Here is a 17,072-nt window from a genome sequence, read left to right on the forward strand (position 1 = left end):
GACAGCCCCAACCCAAAAAAACATAAGACCAAACCCTCAGGAAACACCCAGATGAAAACTCGCATCTTTTTTGTCGAAGCCAATCCGGCGATTCACGGAAACCTTCGCGATGTCCTGGAAAGCCGCTACATGGATGTCCATACGCTAAGCAGCGGCCGCGCGTTGATCGGGCGCATGGACCACGACGTCCCCGCGTTGATCGTGCTGCGCGACGGCTTACCCGACATGAGAGCATCGGCCGTCCTGAGGACGCTGCAACAAGCCGGCCATGACACGCCGGTCATCGTGATCGGAGACACCCTCGACTCGGTCGAACTGATCGTATGCCTTGAACTGGGCGCCGATGACTACATCAGGATGCCTTGCAATCCACGCGAGTTGCTGTCGCGGGTCGAGAACGTGCTGCGCCGCGCCCCGCACAAATCCCACGCGTCAGCCAATGCAATGGGACGATGCGACATTGGCGATTTCGTCCTCGATTTGCGGACCCGCATGCTGACCCGCCACGGCGTGCCCGTGGCGCTCCATTCAAGCACGTTCGCGTTGCTGCGCCTCTTCGCGGAACATCCACTCGAGGTGCTGTCCCGACGCATCATCGCAGATAAACTGCGCGGCGCCGGCGAAGGGCATTGCGACCGTTCGCTGGACGTACTGGTCTGCCGGTTGCGGCGGATCGTCGAACCCGACCCGTCGACGCCGCGCCTGATCCAGACCATCCGCGGACGCGGTTATGTCTTTACCCCGTCCGGGATGAGCGCCGCCCGCATGGACTATGAGGAGCTCGACGTCATGCCGCCGGAACCGGCGCGGCAGCGAGCCGCTGCGGTGAACAGCTATGCGTAGACGTTGCGTTGAGAACAACCTCTAACCCTGCAAGCGGGCTGCCTGCCGGGTCAGCCGTGCGAATGCCGCAAGCACGCGATTGCAGGTCAGCGTTTGCCGCCATAGTTTCTCTTTCAGATACGCGGTCGGCACCCACTGCCACGGCAGCACCACATCGACAATTCCCCACGCAGGCCGCCAGCGCTCGGCCACCCGGCGACGCCGGAACAGGCTCAGGCTCGGAATGCCGAGATTCGACGCGAGATGGCCGATGCCCGAGTCGTTGCCGATAAACCAGCCCGACTCGTACACGCAGCAGGCAAGCTCGTGGAGGTTCGCAAAATGGGGCGCCGGAATATCCAGCGTCTCGAGATCGCGCCAGCGTTCGCGCTCATGCGGCGCGATCACGAACTGCACGTCGTAACCGCGCTTGCGCAAGCGCTGTGCGAGCCTCACGAAGCGGTGCGAGAACCAGCGCTTGTCCTCAGTGCTGGCCTCGGGATGGATCATTACGCGCTTGCCGTACCTGCGATGCACGAGGCTCGCAGGCGCTGACATGCCGTTTTCCAGCACTGGTGCGCTCAACGCCAGATCGTCGCGGCAGAAGTCCGCGAAGCGCTGCGCCATGCAGCCCGGGCGGTCGCCGAATTCGACGTCATGCAGCGTGACCACGCGAGGATGGACATCGACAAGATCGTGCAGCGGCTGGTTCCATTGCATCTGGAAGACCGTGTCGTACTGAGCGAACGCAGTGGCGAGATGGTCCTGCGGCAGCGCATGGATCGTGACGCCGGGAAACCATCGCCGAAGCGCATGGGCGGGCGTGCCGTACACGGTGACGTCGATGCCGTTATCGATCAGGTTCCTGACAATCACCATGGACACCAGCGTGTCGCCGATCGCGTTGGACGCGACGAACGCGACCCGGCCGAAGGGGCCAAGCGGAAGTGACGAGGGGCTGGTGCGGTTAGTCATGCGTTCATGCGTTTGCAGTGAGTGCGCGCAGCCGGTCGAATGCCTGAGACACCTTGTTCACCGACAGCATGTATTTCCAGTAACGCTCCTTGAGCCGCCCGGTCGGCAGATAGGCACTGCCGATCAGCACCTGGCCCACGCCCCAGCCGGGACGCCATGTGCGAGCGGTGCCGCGGCGCATGAAGAGCGATAGCGTGGGGATCTGAAGGCTCGACGCAAGGTGGCCCACACCCGAATCGTTGCCGATGAACCAGCCTGACTCGTAGAGCCATGCGGCGACCTGATCGAGTGGTCCGAGATCGGCGAGCGTGAGCCCGAATTGCTCAATATGCGTCCAGTGCGCGCGCTCCTCGGGCGCTACGACGAATTGCGGATCAAAGCCGCTGTCCCGCAGCTTGATCGCAAGCCCGATGAAGCGTGACGCCAGCCAGCATTTGTCGGTGGTGCTCGCCATGGGGTGGATCGCGACGCGCAGCGAGCGCTGGCGATGCGTCAGGCCGGGCAGCGGCGTGATGCCGTTGCCTTTATCGACGAGGGTAAGGCGCAGTTCGTCGCGGCAGAAGCGGGTCAGGCGTTCTGCCATCGACTCCGTCGAATTGGCGCTGCACAGGTGAGCCAGGACGATGACTTTGGGATGCAGCCGCTCGAGGTTCACAAACGGCTTGTTGGCGTGGAGCTGGATCACTGTATTGAAGCGGGCGAGCTTTGCCGCGCAGTCGTCCGGTTTCAGTTCGGGTTCAATATCGATGCCGGGAAACCAGTTCCGCATGCTATCGATTTGCTGGCCGAACACAGTGACCGACACACCGTTCAACCTGAGATTGCGTGCAACGGTCATCATCAGCAGCGAGTCGCCGAGCGCCGACGAGAGGATCAAGGCCACACTCGACAGTGGCTGAATTGCGTGCGGCATACATGCTTCCGGCAAGGCACTCCGCTGTCGGGGGAGCGCTTTCCGCTCAGGATGGATCCCCGAGCCGGAGGCAGTCTAAGATCACGCTCCATTACGTGGGTTACGGCATAACTTACCAATGCTTAAGGAGCGGGATGTTTGGCGACGAGAACACCCCATGCGGCGCGGATTTCCCGAATCGATGGCGAACCGGATCATGCGGTATCCACGTGACCGCCGTGTGTCGGACGTGCATCTGATCGTGGTTTCAGGCGTGGCCGCTGGCGCCTGCACCCACGGAGTCAAGCCCGAGGCGTACTTTTAGAAGACGTCCCGACCAAGGCGCGCTGGTGAGCGATTCCAGTGACTGCAAATGCCGGTCGCTCGTTACGTACAGCGCGGGGCCGGTTGCTTCAGCAACAAAAGCGAGGCCCGTTGGCGCGGCGACGGGCAGGCTGACCAGCCGGTCGACGCTGCCGTCGCCGGTGAACCGCACGACGCTCCAGCCGTCCTTGAGCGTGGTCCAGAGACCGCCGCCGTCGTCGAGCGCGATGCCCGACAAGCGTCCCGACCCCTTGGGCATCGATGCCAGCCGCCGCACGATCGACGCGCCTTTTTGCAATACGAACACGGTTCCCGAATCGGGCGCGACTGCGTAGGCGGTCACGCTGTCGCTGGCCCAGGTCATGGCTTCAATCCGCTCGCTGAAATGCCAATGCGACTTGAAACGGCCATCCTCGCCGATCACGCCCAACTGACAGTCGGTGGCAGCTTCGTTCCAGTACGCGGCCCAGGATCCCCCGTCCGGAGCCGTGCAAAGTGCCTTCACCGCAGGGTCGTTCCACGCGGACGTGTCCGCGATCCTCACGAGTTCTCCATTTGCGCCCAGCCGGGAGTGCGAGGCGCCATGCACCACGATGATTCCATCGCCATAAAGCTGCATGGCGGTGATTGGTGCATCGAGCCGGGCGACGATGCGGTCGGTCTTGCCGTCGAAGCAATGCACCGCCGGCGCGAGTGTATCGGCCCAGTAGAGGCAGCCCGACGCCTGCGACCACACGGGAAACGCACCGTGGAACGCCCAGGCTTCGCTGACGGGCTCTACTTCCTCCGCGCCCGGCTGATGTTTGCTCACGGCGAGTTGCGAACCCACGCGTCGGGCCGCTTCGGCGAGTTCCGGGCCAAGCAGTTCGAGCCGTGCAAGGCTGAGTCGATACGCCGGCCCGGCGACGCTCAGCGCGCCGCGGACCTGTCCCGCCGAATCGACGATCGGCGCTGCCACGCAGCGCACGCCCAGCACGATTTCCTCGTCGTCGATCGCGTAGCCGCGTGCCGTGGTGATGCCCAGTTCGATCTGCAGGCGCCGGCGATCCGTAATCGTGTGCGGAGTCAACGGGTCGAGCGTGATGCTTCGCACGAGCGCCTCGCATTCGTCCTTGGGCAAGCGCGACAGGATCGCTTTTCCCTGACCCGTGCAATGCAGCGGCTTGCTTTGGCCAAGCGTCGCGGCGGAGCGCTGCGAGTGCGCACCGTCGCAACGTTCCAGCGACAGCACGGCGCCCCCGTCGAGCACGGCCAGATACGACGTCTCGCCCGTCAGGTCCCGCAGCGAGCGTAATTCGGCGCTCGCTGCCGCCACGAGATCGGGCATCAGGTACGCGTTGCGCACGAGTTCGAGATAGCGGAACCCGAGCCGATACACCCGCCGGACCTGATCGCGCCGCACAAGCCCACGCTCGACCAGCGTCGCCAAAATCCGGTACAGCGTTGTCTTGGGCAGGCCGGCCGTGTCCAGCAGCTCCGCATTGCTCATGCCGTGAGGCGCCGCGCCGATCAGGTCGAGCACGCCCAGCGCTTTATCCAGTGAAGCGGTTCCTTCTCCTATTGCCATATTCCCATCCGTTGGAACTCAAGAGGCGAAATGAGGATATCACTGGTTTTCATGTGTGGATCACAGGATTAGCATTCGATCCATGGTGAACGAAGAAACATCGGGTCAGGTTCCAGAATGTGGAACTGGCGCTTCGATTCACGCCTCCGGCCTCTACAACAGGACACTCCAGTGAAGATCCATCACTATGCAGATTCACTCGCCACCGCTACGCCTCGCGACGTGGAGGTGAGCGACGAAACGCTCGCGAAACTGGCGAAAGTCAGCAGCGGTTCTCTCACCACGCAGCTTTTCAAGCACGGTTACCGGCAACCGGCGCTGGTGGGTTTGCGCGCGCTGAACAAGCATGTCGAACCGTTCGCCGGGCGCGCTTTTACGATGCGCTTCATCCCGGCGCGCGAGGGCATTGATACCTACGGCACGATGACCACCAAGCCGAACATGGACAACTTGCAGTGGCAGGGCGTGGAGCAGGTGAAGCCCGGTGACGTGCTCGTGATCGACAGCCAGAACGATCCGCGTGCGGCTTCCGCGGGGAACATCCTGGTCACCCGCTTGCTTGCGCGCGGCGCCAAAGCCATCATCACCGACGGCGCATTGCGCGACGGCAGCGAGATCGCCAACCTGCCGCTGCCGGCTTATGCCCGCGAGGTCACGGCGACCACCCGCATCTCGTACCACCACGTGGCGGACTTGCAGGTGCCAATCGGCTGCGCAGGCGTGGCGGTGTATCCGGGAGACATCATTGTCGGCGACGCAGACGGCATCACGGTCGTGCCGCCGCATCTGGCGCAAGAGCTCGCGGATTTCTGTACGCAGCAGGACGACCTCGAGCGTTATCTCGCCATGCGCATTGCTGCAGGGGAAGCGTTGTGGGGCGTCTACCCGCCAAGCCCGCAAGCCTACGAGGACTACAACGCGTGGGTGGCTGCGGGGCGTCCGAAGATTGCGTCTGTCATCGGCAAGGAGAAGCGCTGATGGCTGTCATTGATCACGCTCGCTACGCCGCATTGATCCGCCGTTATTTCGATGCCTGCAATGAAGCGGACTACGACAAGCTGGTGTCGTGCTTCACGCCCGACGCGGTCCATTATTTCCCGGCGGGCCTACCTGAAATCCCGTGGCGCACCGCCGACACCATTGCGCGCAAATGGCAATGGTGCGTGGCAAACCTCGGCTCGCAATGGACCATCGAAAAGATTCTGGTGAGCCACGACAGCCACGAAGCGGTGATCGAGTGGACTCACTGGAAGGCGAAGCTGGGCACGGCGTTGCGCGGGGACGAGTGGTATGTCTTCGACGAAACCAGTGGTCTCATCAAGGAGATCCGCGCGTATTACGCATCGCCGGCGGACAAGGAAGTGAAGATCAACGAGCTCGTCGATTTCGCTTATGAAGCGCGCGGCTACCATCTGCTAGCGACATCATGAGCGGCCCAGGAAGAGTCTTGAAGCGGGGAGGGACGTCATGGTCATGAAACACATCGTCATGTTCCGGCGGCGAGCGGACGTGGCGGGTCAGCCGGGGCTTGAAGCGCAACTCGTCGAGCGCATGCGCAGACTGGACAGCGAGATCACATTTGTGCGCGGATGGAAGGTCTCGGCGAACGAACTGGATCGCGCGATCTGCTGGGACTATCTGCTCGAATCCACCTTCGATGACCGGCAAGCGCTCGAGCAATACCTGCCGCATCCCGCACATGTTGCGCTGATCGCCGATCTGAAACACTACTTCGACTGGGCCGCCATCGATTTCACGGACTCACCGGTCACCTGAACATTCGAACCCGGTTCGACAAGAAGCGGAACAGCTTCGCCGGTTCGCTCACACGCATGACGGCTGCGCTTGAAACCGCGCGAGCCGACTGGAGACAACGCAATGAACAAGCACCCGTCGTCCGCACACGCGGACTTGGGGCTGGCGGTTACCACGGCCACAAACGCAGCCGCGGCGCACAGCGGTCTGGCCGCGAGCACACGTACACGCTACCGTTTTGTCACGCTGGCCTTGATCACCGTGGTCCTCGCGCTCAGTTCCGGGGACCGTGCAGCGATGTCCGTCGCCGGTTCCGACATGGCGAAGGAACTGCGCATTACATCGGTTGAACTGGGCTACATCTTCTCCGCGTTCAGTTGGGCCTACGTAATCTTCCTGATCCCGGCGGGCTGGCTGACGGACCGCATCGGCTCCAAGAAAGCGATGTTCAGCGCAATCGTGGTGTGGTCGATCTTCACCGTCTGCATGGGCCTCGTGCACTTCATCGGGCTGGTCGTGCCCTTGTTGCTTGCGCTTCGGTTTCTGCTCGGTATTGCCGAGTCGCCGGTCGGCCCCGCGTCGGGCAGGATCATTGCCGCCTGGTTTCCGGCGTCGGAGCGAGGTGTGGCCGGCGCCATCTTCAACAGTGCGCAATACCTTGCGCTCGCGCTTTTCACGCCGCTGATGGGCTGGCTGTGTCACGCGTTCGGCTGGGAATACGTGTTTATCGTGATGGGTGGCGTCGGCCTGGTGATAGGCACTATCTGGTGGAAGAACTACTACCTGCCGATCAAGCACCCGGCCATGAGTGCGAGCGAGCTCGAATACATCCGGGCAGGCGATGGACTCGTTGATCTCGAAGCGACGCAGAAGCTGGAGCGCACCGGACCCAAACGTTCGCAGTGGCGTGACATCGGCTCGCTCTTCAAGAGTCGCATGATGGTCGGCATCTTCATAGGCCAGTACTGCATCAGCGCGATCACCTGGTTCTTCGTCACATGGTTCCCGATCTATCTGGTCAAAGATCGCGGCTTCGACATCCTGCAAGCGGGCTTCGTGGCCTCCATTCCGGCGGCAGCGGGATTGATCGGCGGCGTGGCTAGCGGGTTTGTCTCCGACGGCCTGCTGAAAAAGACCGGCTCACTGAGCATCGCCCGCAAAGGACCCGTAATCCTCGGCTTTCTGCTTAGCGCGAGCATGATTCTCTGCAACTACGTGAACATGCAATGGTTGGTGGTCGGCCTGATGAGCCTCGCATTCTTCGGCAAAGGTTTCGGTGCGCTGAGCTGGACCATTCTCGCGGACACCGCACCTCGGGAAATCATCGGTACGACGGGTGGCGTGTTCAACGCGCTCGGCAACAGCGCGGGCATTGTCACGCCGGTGGTGATTGGTTACCTGCTGCAGAGCACGGGGTCGTTCGCCGCCGCACTTGTTTATGTCGGGGCGCATGGGTTGATCGCGGTGCTGAGCTACGGGCTGATCGTCGGGAAAATCCAGCGTTATAAATTGAAGGACTAATCTTCAGGAGACGGGACCGCGAATTCATGCGCCCGTCAGTCGCATCCATTTTTCGTAAGGAGAAGTCGTGAGCACATCATCTAAACCATCGTCGGGCAAAGACCCGCTTGCCCATCTGGCGCGAGGCGCAGCCAGCACGGACCGCATTACCGGCGTGAAGGTTTCGCTGACTTACTTGCCGCTTGCCGCCCCCATCAGCGACGCCAAGGTCCTGACCGGCCGGCAAAAGCCGCTGACCGAGATCGCGTTCATCTTCGCTGAGATCCGCACTGAAGGCGGTCATGAAGGCATCGGTTTCGGCTATTCGAAACGCGCCGGAGGACCGGGCATGTACGCACACGCGAAGGAGATCGCGCCCGAGTTGATCGGCGAAGATCCGAACGACATTGCGCGCATCTGGAACAAGCTCTGCTGGGCCGGTGCATCGATGGGGCGCAGCGGCCTGACGACGCAAGCCATTGCGCCGTTCGACATCGCGCTCTGGGACATGAAGGCGAAACGCGCCGGCTTGCCGCTGGCGAAGCTGCTTGGCGCGCATCGTGATTCTGTGCAGTGCTACAACACCTCGGGCGGTTATTTGTCGATGCCGCTCGAACAGGTGATCGAGAACATTGACGCGTCGAGGGAGCGCGGCATTGGCGGTATCAAGATCAAGGTGGGCCAGCCGCAGACAGCCATCGACCTGCAACGGGTGACGGCCGTACGCAAGCATCTGGGTGACAGCTTTCCTCTCATGGTCGATGCGAACCAGCAATGGGACCGTGGCACGGCGCAGCGCTTTGGCCGTGTGCTCGAACAGTTCGATCTCACATGGATTGAAGAGCCGCTGGACGCCTACGACGTGGAAGGACATGCGGCGTTGAGCGCATCGCTTGATACGCCGATCGCGACCGGCGAAATGCTGACAAGCTTCGGCGAACATGCGCAGTTGATTACGGCGCAGGCGTCGGATTTCATCCAGCCGGATGCACCACGCGTGGGGGGCATCACGCCGTTCCTGCAGATCATGAGCCTGGCCGACTTCAAGGGCTTCAGCCTCGCGCCGCACTTCGCGATGGAGATTCACCTCCATCTCGCCGCCGCGTATCCGCGTGAACCGTGGCTCGAGCACTTCGAATGGCTTGAGCCAATGTTCAATGAACGTCTCGAGTTGCGCGACGGCCGCATGCACGTGCCGAATCGCCCAGGCCTCGGATTCAGTCTCAGTGATCAGGCGCGTGCTTGGACCAAGGACACGGCGTCGTTCGGTTCGGGTGTTTGAGCGCTTTTTTAATCTTGGGGAATACATTCGGGCCGCACTGCATCGCAACGAATTTCAACGCAGCCTCATCAACTTAGCGACTTAGCAGGAAGTGTGTCAATCATGAAGATGATTTTTCGCTGGCATGGTCCGAAGGACCCCATCAGCCTGCAGTACATTCGTCAGATTCCAGGACTCTATGGAATTGTGTCATCGCTTTACGATTTGCCGCTCGGCGAGGTGTGGCCCATCGAGCGGATCAAGGGACTCCAGAGCGCCGCGGCGGCGCACGACCTGAAGATGGAAGTAGTCGACAGCTTCCGGGTGCATGAAGAGATCAAGCTCGGCCGGCCTGGGCGGGAGCAACTGATGCCCCAATATATCGCGACGCTCAGAAATCTTGCGGCCAGCGGCATCAAGGTAGTTTGCTACAACTTCATGCCGGTGTTCGACTGGACTCGCACGCAGATGGACTATGCGTTGCCCGATGGCTCGAATACGCTATCGTTCGAAGCGGCCATGGTGGAGGCGCTGGATGTCTCAAAGGGCATTCCGTTGCCGGGGTGGGGAACCCGTTATACGCCGGAGAAGCTGCAGTCCTTGCTTGACGAATACGCCACGGTCAGTACGGAGCAGATGTGGCGCAATCTGGAATATTTTCTCTCGCATCTCGTGCCGGTCGCGGAAGAGCTTGGGCTGAAGCTCGCGCTACACGCCGACGATCCGCCGCGCTCCGTATTTGGTCTGCCGCGCATCATCAAGAATATCGACGACCATCGTCGCGTGCTCGATATTGTCAATTCAACAGCGAACGGGCTGACGCTTTGCAGCGGTACGCTGGGGTCGGATTTGGGCAATGACGTGCCAACGTTCATCAACGAATTCGCGGCGCGGCAACGCGTGCATTTCGTGCATCTTCGCAACGTCAAGGTGAGCGATAACGGCGACTTCTACGAGTCGGCGCATCCAACCGAATGCGGCTCGCTCGATATGGCCGAGATCATGAAGGCGCTTCATGACGCCAACTTTCAGGGTTATGCTCGTCCTGACCACGGCCGCATGATCTGGGGCGAAACGGGTGTGCCGGGGTATGGCCTTTATGACCGCGCGCTAGGCATCATGTATCTGCAAGGGCTGTGGGAAGGTATTGGTAAAGAGAAGGCTCGTGCGCAGCTTTTGCAGTCCCGCGTGGCGGCCTGAACATTCGCGCGACGAGCCAACGTTTTAACGCTCGATCGGCTGTCCAAAATCCAAGGTGCAAACCGGATCGTGCTTTTGATGCACGAGCCGGGCTGCGGCATGCAAACAGCCGGCGCGGTGACTTTGCCGGACGCAATGAAACCGGCTCATATAAATATCGAAGCGGGAGACAAAACAATGACGCAAGACTATGGCGACCGGCCCCGGAAAATCGGGCGCCGCAGATTCTGTGCGGGTGTCGCTGCCGCAACGGCCGTAGCGGTCGCGCCTTCGCTAAGCAGGGCAGCACGTGTGTCGGAAGACGCCGCATTCTACGTGGCGGTCGGTGCAACGTTGACAGTTTATCGACCGGACACGCAAGCGCAAACGTTGAGACGCGACAGCGAAACTGTATTGCCGGAGGCGGTTCAATATGCGTGGGCGCATCCTGCATTGCCCTTGCTATATGTTGCATTCAGCAACCGTTATTCCACCAAGGCCGACGATCATCACGGCGTGGCCGTTCTGCGGATCGATCAGACAACGGGCAGGCTATCGCCTTTTGGCGAACCTCTGATTCTGAAGAACCGGCCGGTAAATATCACGCTCGACCCTGAAGGCCAATACTTGCTGGTCGCCTATAACGCCCCGAGCGACCTTACGGTGCATCCGCTTGCGGCAGATGGCGCGATGGGCGAAGCGGTGAACCAGCACCACGCCATTGACGCCGGCATTTATGCTCATCAGGTCCGCGTTGCACCCGACGATCGCACTGTTGTCCTTCCCACACGCGGCAACGACGCAACCGCAAGCAAGCCTGAGGACCCCGGTGCACTGAAAGTATTCCGTCTCGAAGACGGGCAACTCACAGGCGAGCAATCGGTTGCGCCGCATGGCGGATTCGGCTTCGGCCCGCGTCATGTTGATTTTCATCCGACGAAGCCCTGGATGTATGTATCCATGGAACGTGAAAACGAGTTGCAGAAGTTTGACCTGAAAGCGGGACGGCTCGCGCCAGAGGCGCGTTTCATCAAGACTACTCTCGCTCGTCCCAACGACATTCACCCGCAACAGCTCGCGGGTCCCATCCATGTGTCGCATGACGGGCGCCTGGTCTATGTCGCCAATCGTGCCGATGCCACGATGGACTTCGATGGAGAGAAAGTATTCACGGGAGGAGAAAACAGCATAGCGGTGTTTCGTATCGACCAGGAGACTGGCGAACCAGTACTGATCCAGACGGCGGCCACGGACAGCTTTCATCCGCGCACGTTTTCCCTTCATCCAAATGGACGCATGCTTGTTTCCGCTGCAATCGAACCGCTCGATGTGCGTGACGGCAACACGGTGCGCACGGTCAGCGCGGCGCTGAGCGTGTTTCAGATCGCCGCTGACGGTCGGCTTCGGCGCGTACGGAAATACGACGTTGAAACGGGCACCGACTGGATGTTCTGGTGCGGCATGGTGCCGTTGCGTGCAGACACGTGAAGTCTGTCACTTCGATTTTTGCGATCCAGGAAAGCGTTGCTCGATGCCGATGTTGTGCCCATAGTTTTCTGAGGAAATATCGTCAAAAAACCGGATGTACGACGGTTCTGTTTCAAATAAATTGACTGCAGATCGCAAACGACTGGAGACGACCATGACAACAGAACTTGAATGGGTGGCGGCGTGCAGTGCAGGGGACATCGAAGAAGAGGATGTTCTTCGGTTTGACCATACTGGACAAACTTACGCTATCTACCACTTGCGCAACGGCTTTTTCGCTTCGGATGGTTGGTGCACTCACGAACGAGCCCATCTGGCGGACGGGCTCGTCCTTGGTGACCAGATCGAATGCCCGATGCACCTTGGACGCTTCGACATCAAGACTGGCGATCCCCTCAATCCGCCGGTATGTAAGAAACTGCGACTCCATCCGGTCAAGCTGCAAGACGGCAACGTGTTGATTGGTCTGTCGGTGGCAGGGCAATCATGAAGCCGGGCGCTGCTATCGTCATCGTCAGTCATGCGGTCGGAGGAAGATTCTCCTGGAGGTATATCGACAGCGGCGTCTGCAGCGGAAGGCCCGATGGCGCACCACGATTGTAGTGCCGGAGGATCACTTCCACGGACCGGACGGCCTCGACGAACGGACTCTGGTCGAGCACGGCATCCATGACCCCCTCGATTAAAAGGGATCGGCTGATCTCGGTGAGTTCGTGGCCAATCAATATGGTTGATTGCACGCGTCCCAACGCCCTGAGGGCGTGGGCAATGCCCTCATCTCCAACCGAGATGTTGTAGATCCCGCGCAGCCCGGAATATTTCCTGAATGCGTCGCGGGTAAGGCGTTCGGTTGACTCCGCATTTTCGCGACTCTCGACCGTGGCGACCACCTCGCACGCGGGGAACCTGCGACGCAACACCGAACGAAAGGCGCCATCGCGCTCCTCGTGACCCAGAAAGTTGCGCAAGCCCGCGATGACCAGGACCTGTCCGCCATCGGCGCCCAGGAACCGGCCCATCAATTCGCCCGCAATGCGCCCGGCACTTCGGTTATCAATTCCGACGTAGGCAAGCCGCCCCGTTCCGGGCAAATCGCTCGCGAGCGTAACGACAGGGATCTTCAGGACAACTTTTGATACTGCGTCGACTACGACAGGATGTTCATGCGCAACGATGATTACGCCATCGGCTTTCTGGGAGGTCCGGTTGAGCGTCGCGGCGATCGTCTGCGGCTCGAGGTTGTCGAAGAACGTCAGTTGACACATCACCCTGTACGCTTCAAATGACTTTTGAGCGAGTTCGAACCCCTGCTTGAGCGACCCATAGTAAGGCGACGTTGGTTTCTGCATGAGGATGGCAATTCTGAGCCATCGCGCCGAGACCTCGTCCAGGGACCGGTCTATTTTCAGCTTTCGCGCCCACTCAAGGACACGCGACTCTTTTTCCCTTGCGACACCCCCACGCCCATTCAGAACCCGCTCCACGGTCGCATAGCTCACCCCAGCGGCCTTGGCTACATCGCCCATGCTTGTCTTACGCCGGCTATTCATCTCGCAGTCTTTGGTTTTGAGGAATTCTCATCAAGATAGCGTTTGAGCGCAAAAAGTCAATCAACTACATTTAGCCATCGAACAACACAAAACATGACGGAGACTCTGATGGACGTTCGCGCAGCCGTCGCATTCGAAGCCGGCCAACCTCTTAGTGTTGAAACGGTACAACTGGGTGGCCCGAAAGAAGGCGAGGTCCTGGTCGAAATCAAGGCAACCGGCATTTGCCACACAGACAAATACACCCTGTCAGGCGCGGACCCGGAAGGCCTGTTTCCGACCATCCTCGGTCACGAAGGTGCAGGCGTCGTTGTTGACGTAGGCCCGGGCGTTCGGTCGTTGCGCAAGGGGGACCATGTCATCCCTTTGTACACGCCGGAATGCCGCGAATGCGAATACTGCCTCTCCCGGCGTACCAACCTTTGTCAGCGTATCCGAACAACCCAGGGGCGCGGGCAGATGCCGGACGGCACCAGCCGTTTTTCGTTCAAAGGCGAGCCGCTGCACCACTACATGGGCACCTCGACGTTCGCGAATTTTACGGTCGTGCCCGAAATCGCACTGGCGAAAATCCGTCCCGACGCTCCCTTTGACAAGGTCTGCTACATCGGTTGCGGCGTCACAACCGGGCTCGGTGCGGTGTTGTTTACAGCGAAAGTCGAGGCGGGCTCGACCGTCGTGGTCTTCGGGCTCGGCGGCATTGGTCTCAACGTGATCCAGGGTGCACGAATGGTGGGTGCCGGCAGGATCGTTGGAGTCGATGTCAATTCGGCGCGTGAGGGCCTGGCGCGAAAATTCGGCTTGACCGACTTCGTCAATCCCAAAGAGGTTGAGGGTGATCTCGTTGCCCATCTCGTTGAGCTTACCCGCGGCGGCGCCGACTACAGCTTTGAGTGCGTGGGTAGTCCCACACTGATGCGCCAGGCCCTGGAGTGTTGCCACAAGGGTTGGGGCGTTTCCACCGTGATCGGAGTGGCGGCGGCAGGGCAGGAAATATCGACGCGACCGTTTCAACTGGTCACGGGCCGCGTGTGGAAGGGTTCCGCTTTCGGAGGCGCACGCGGCCGCACCGATGTACCGAAGATTGTCGACTGGTACATGGAGGGCAAGATCAATATTGATGACCTTATTACCCATCGCATTCAGCTCGAACAAATCAACGAAGGCTTCGAACTCATGTCACGCGGCGAGTCCATCCGGACGGTCGTGCTGTACTAGAACGGACTGCGATCGGTGCAGAGATGCCGACGACAGCAAAGGGTCTCCACCGGTGAAAGCTGGTGTTTTTCGGGTGCTTGGAAGACCCGACGGTACGGCTGCAGCACGCGTGCCGATTTTTTATTCTCTCGCTGTTGACATGCCAGCGAACCGATGTAGAACGACAACCACAAAGCAGACTCAGGAGACAAGGATCATGGAACAAACGAAATCAGGCATGGCCAGGCGCGTGCTCGCAGTGTTGGCCGCGGCGGCGCTCGTCACGGGTTTTGGTATCAGCACGGCAGGTGCTGAAGAGCGATTTGTAATGGTCAGTCACGGCTCAGATTCGAACGTGTGGTGGAACACCGTGAAGAACGGTATGCGCGATGCGAGCGAGGACTTTAGCGTCCCGGTTGACTACCGCAATCCGCCGACCGGTGACACCGGTGACATGGTGCGTATCCTCGAACAGGCTGCGGCGCGTAACTATAGCGGCGTGATCACGACTGTCCCTAACTTCGAGATGATCCAGAAAGGATTGGCCGGGGTGAGCGCGAAGCATATTCCCCTCGTGACCATCAATGGCGGCCCGGACCTCGGCATGAAACTCGGCGCCATCATGCATATCGGCCAGCCCGAGTATGAGGCCGGCAAGGCGGCGGGGGAACGGGCCAAGGCTGCAGGCATTCACAGCTTCCTCTGCGTCAACCACGGTGCCGATATCCAGGCTCTGTGGGACCGCTGCAAAGGGTTCGCGGATGCAATCGGCGTCAACTACAAGCAGGCGACGATAGATAGCGGTGAAGATCCGACGGTCATCAAAAGCAAGGTCGCCGCCTACCTTCGTCTCCACCCGACAACTCAGGCCGTTTTGGCGCTGGGCCCTGACCAGGCAACTGGGGTTCTTCAAGGCGTGAACGACGCCGGGATGAAGGGCAAGATTTACGTCGCGACATTCGATCTTTCACCGGACATTCTCAAGGCAATCCAGTCGGGAGATATCGCATTTGCTGTCGACCAGCAGCCTTACCTGCAGGGATACCTTTCGGTCGCAGCGCTCGCGATTGCGATCCGGGACAAGACCACCGACGGCGCTCACATCGTGGCCGCGCTGAAGTCAGACGAGAAGGTCAAAGCGCGACTGGTGAAGTATGACCTGAAGCCTGTCTATACCGGAACGACGGTCAGCTCAGGGCCTAGTTTCGTCACCAAAACAAACATTACACCGGTCGAGAAATACGCCGGCACGTATCGATAAAAAAGTTATTTGGACCCGGCTGCACAGGGACGGGAGCTCACCCACGAGAAAGCTCCAGTCCTCCCTGTGGGTCCAACATCGCGATGGAGACATGCCGTGAACATTGATATGAACTCGTGGTACAAGGTCGACGTGGACCGGAAAGAATTCAAGAAGCTCGCATCGCGATCCGACGCCCGTGGACTGCTGCAGGTGGGAGGATTTCTTGGGCTGGTCATTGCGACCGGCGTACTTGCGTATTTTTCCCTCGGCACCGCGTGGGTTATCCCGGCGTTCCTGCTTTACGGCACTGTCTTCGCCTTCAGCGAAGCCGCTGCACACGAACTCGGCCACGGGACCGTATTCCAGACTCGATGGATGAACGAGACTGCGTATTGGATCATTTGCTTTATGTCCTGGCGCGAACAGGTCTATAGCAGATGGCTGCATGCGAAACACCACACGTTCACGCACCTGACTGCTGCACCGTACAAGGACCCGGAATTGGCGTTCCGCCGGCCAGCCAGCTATGTGAAACTGATCACGGATTTCGTACGCGTTTCGCACGGTATCCAGTTCCTCGGTGCGATCTTTCTTCACAGCTTCGGGATAATTACCAGGGGCGCGAAAGAGGTCGTTCCCGAATCCGAATACAAGAAGATGCGCGACAACTCACGGGTGCTGCTGGCCTGTTACGTCGCCGTCTTCGTGTGGGCGATCCTCGCGCACAGCTGGCTTCCGATCATGTTCCTTTTTCTGGCGCGCGCGTATGGGACCTGGCTGCATGAATTGTGTGCATCGACTCAGCACACTGGCTTGAAGGAGAACGTGCTCGATCATCGTGTATCGAGCCGCACTGTCATTCTGAATCCGGCCTTGCGGTTTCTCTACTGGAACATGAATTACCATGTTGAACATCACATGTTTCCCAGTATTCCGTTTCATGCTCTTCCAAACTTGCACGCAAGTGTCGCGTCACAAATGCCGCGTCCGTACTCCGGCCTCTGGGAGACCTGGAGTGAGATTCTTGTGGTCTTTGCAAGGCAACGACGAGATCCAGAATATGTGATCGTTCGCGAGCTTCCTGATGGACAGCGGGGCACAGCGGTTGCGTGATCGTGAATGGCCGGGGTAGAGAAGGACGTAACGGACACCATGCATCGGGGCTGTTAAGACAAGGCAGCCGTCTGCGAGGAGGCAGTGGCAAATAATGCCGCTGCCTCGCAAACGCTGAAAGCCATGGAGTGCAATAGTTGCTGAGACAGACCTTTAAACCAAGACTTTAATCGCATGTTTAAACGGCCGGCGCCGCGCTCATCGCT

General features: G+C 60.0%; 16 protein-coding genes. 12 read left to right on the forward strand and 4 right to left on the reverse strand.

Going from position 1 to position 17,072, the window contains the following annotated elements; all coding sequences use genetic code 11:
* Positions 1-51: 51 nt before the first annotated feature.
* A complete protein-coding gene (locus FH08_RS0115675) occupies positions 52-843 on the forward strand; it encodes a winged helix-turn-helix domain-containing protein (RefSeq protein WP_051888299.1) in 792 nt (263 codons plus the stop codon).
* Positions 844-864: 21 nt separating this feature from the next.
* Here the strand turns inward: FH08_RS0115675 and FH08_RS0115680 are convergent, their stop codons facing one another.
* From FH08_RS0115680 to FH08_RS0115690, 3 genes are all read right to left on the reverse strand, one after another.
* Positions 865-1,797, reverse strand: coding sequence for a glycosyltransferase family 9 protein (locus FH08_RS0115680; protein ID WP_035566330.1), 933 nt, complete (start codon positions 1,795-1,797; stop codon positions 865-867).
* Between the two features lie 4 nt (positions 1,798-1,801).
* Positions 1,802-2,710, reverse strand: a complete 909-nt coding sequence (locus tag FH08_RS0115685) for a glycosyltransferase family 9 protein (RefSeq protein WP_031359223.1) — start codon at positions 2,708-2,710, stop codon at positions 1,802-1,804.
* 247 nt (positions 2,711-2,957) lie between these two features.
* The gene (locus FH08_RS0115690) at positions 2,958-4,580 is read right to left on the reverse strand and encodes an IclR family transcriptional regulator domain-containing protein (RefSeq protein WP_031359224.1); all 1,623 of its coding nucleotides are present in this window, start codon (positions 4,578-4,580) and stop codon (positions 2,958-2,960) included.
* Positions 4,581-4,751: 171 nt separating this feature from the next.
* On the opposite strand from FH08_RS0115690, the gene FH08_RS0115695 reads away from it, so the two are divergent.
* The 8 genes from FH08_RS0115695 (at position 4,752) to FH08_RS0115730 (ending at position 12,253) form a co-directional block, all read left to right on the forward strand.
* Positions 4,752-5,558, forward strand: coding sequence for a dimethylmenaquinone methyltransferase (locus FH08_RS0115695; protein WP_031359225.1), 807 nt, complete (start codon positions 4,752-4,754; stop codon positions 5,556-5,558).
* Positions 5,558-6,010 (forward strand): nuclear transport factor 2 family protein, encoded by a 453-nt coding sequence (locus FH08_RS0115700; RefSeq protein WP_031359226.1) that lies wholly within the window; start codon positions 5,558-5,560, stop codon positions 6,008-6,010. Before FH08_RS0115695 ends, FH08_RS0115700 begins: the two co-directional genes overlap by 1 nt.
* A 37-nt stretch (positions 6,011-6,047) precedes the next feature.
* Positions 6,048-6,356: a Dabb family protein gene (locus FH08_RS0115705; RefSeq protein WP_031359227.1), complete on the forward strand. Its 309-nt coding sequence runs from the start codon at positions 6,048-6,050 to the stop codon at positions 6,354-6,356.
* Positions 6,357-6,458: 102 nt separating this feature from the next.
* Positions 6,459-7,856 (forward strand): MFS transporter, encoded by a 1,398-nt coding sequence (locus FH08_RS0115710; protein ID WP_081889488.1) that lies wholly within the window; start codon positions 6,459-6,461, stop codon positions 7,854-7,856.
* Between the two features lie 115 nt (positions 7,857-7,971).
* On the forward strand, positions 7,972-9,117 hold the full coding sequence (locus tag FH08_RS0115715; RefSeq protein ID WP_035566360.1) for an L-talarate/galactarate dehydratase: 1,146 nt from the start codon (positions 7,972-7,974) through the stop codon (positions 9,115-9,117).
* A gap of 102 nt (positions 9,118-9,219) precedes the next feature.
* Positions 9,220-10,296: a mannonate dehydratase gene (locus FH08_RS0115720; protein WP_031359230.1), complete on the forward strand. Its 1,077-nt coding sequence runs from the start codon at positions 9,220-9,222 to the stop codon at positions 10,294-10,296.
* 177 nt (positions 10,297-10,473) lie between these two features.
* Positions 10,474-11,763: a lactonase family protein gene (locus FH08_RS0115725; protein WP_160172474.1), complete on the forward strand. Its 1,290-nt coding sequence runs from the start codon at positions 10,474-10,476 to the stop codon at positions 11,761-11,763.
* A gap of 154 nt (positions 11,764-11,917) precedes the next feature.
* Positions 11,918-12,253: a Rieske 2Fe-2S domain-containing protein gene (locus FH08_RS0115730; RefSeq protein WP_031359232.1), complete on the forward strand. Its 336-nt coding sequence runs from the start codon at positions 11,918-11,920 to the stop codon at positions 12,251-12,253.
* A gap of 28 nt (positions 12,254-12,281) precedes the next feature.
* On the opposite strand, the gene FH08_RS0115735 is transcribed toward FH08_RS0115730, so the two are convergent.
* A complete protein-coding gene (locus FH08_RS0115735; RefSeq protein ID WP_031359233.1) occupies positions 12,282-13,313 on the reverse strand; it encodes a LacI family DNA-binding transcriptional regulator in 1,032 nt (343 codons plus the stop codon).
* Positions 13,314-13,421: 108 nt separating this feature from the next.
* Between FH08_RS0115735 and FH08_RS0115740 the strand changes: the two genes are divergently transcribed.
* The 3 genes from FH08_RS0115740 (at position 13,422) to FH08_RS0115750 (ending at position 16,866) form a co-directional block, all read left to right on the forward strand.
* Positions 13,422-14,531: an S-(hydroxymethyl)glutathione dehydrogenase/class III alcohol dehydrogenase gene (locus tag FH08_RS0115740; protein ID WP_031359234.1), complete on the forward strand. Its 1,110-nt coding sequence runs from the start codon at positions 13,422-13,424 to the stop codon at positions 14,529-14,531.
* Positions 14,532-14,727: 196 nt separating this feature from the next.
* The gene (locus tag FH08_RS0115745) at positions 14,728-15,771 is read left to right on the forward strand and encodes a sugar ABC transporter substrate-binding protein (protein WP_031359235.1); all 1,044 of its coding nucleotides are present in this window, start codon (positions 14,728-14,730) and stop codon (positions 15,769-15,771) included.
* A 96-nt stretch (positions 15,772-15,867) separates the two neighbouring features.
* Positions 15,868-16,866, forward strand: coding sequence for a fatty acid desaturase (locus FH08_RS0115750; protein WP_063177210.1), 999 nt, complete (start codon positions 15,868-15,870; stop codon positions 16,864-16,866).
* Positions 16,867-17,072 lie beyond the last annotated feature (206 nt).

This window comes from Caballeronia sordidicola, assembly GCF_000729995.1.
Lineage (GTDB): Bacteria > Pseudomonadota > Gammaproteobacteria > Burkholderiales > Burkholderiaceae > Caballeronia > Caballeronia sordidicola_A.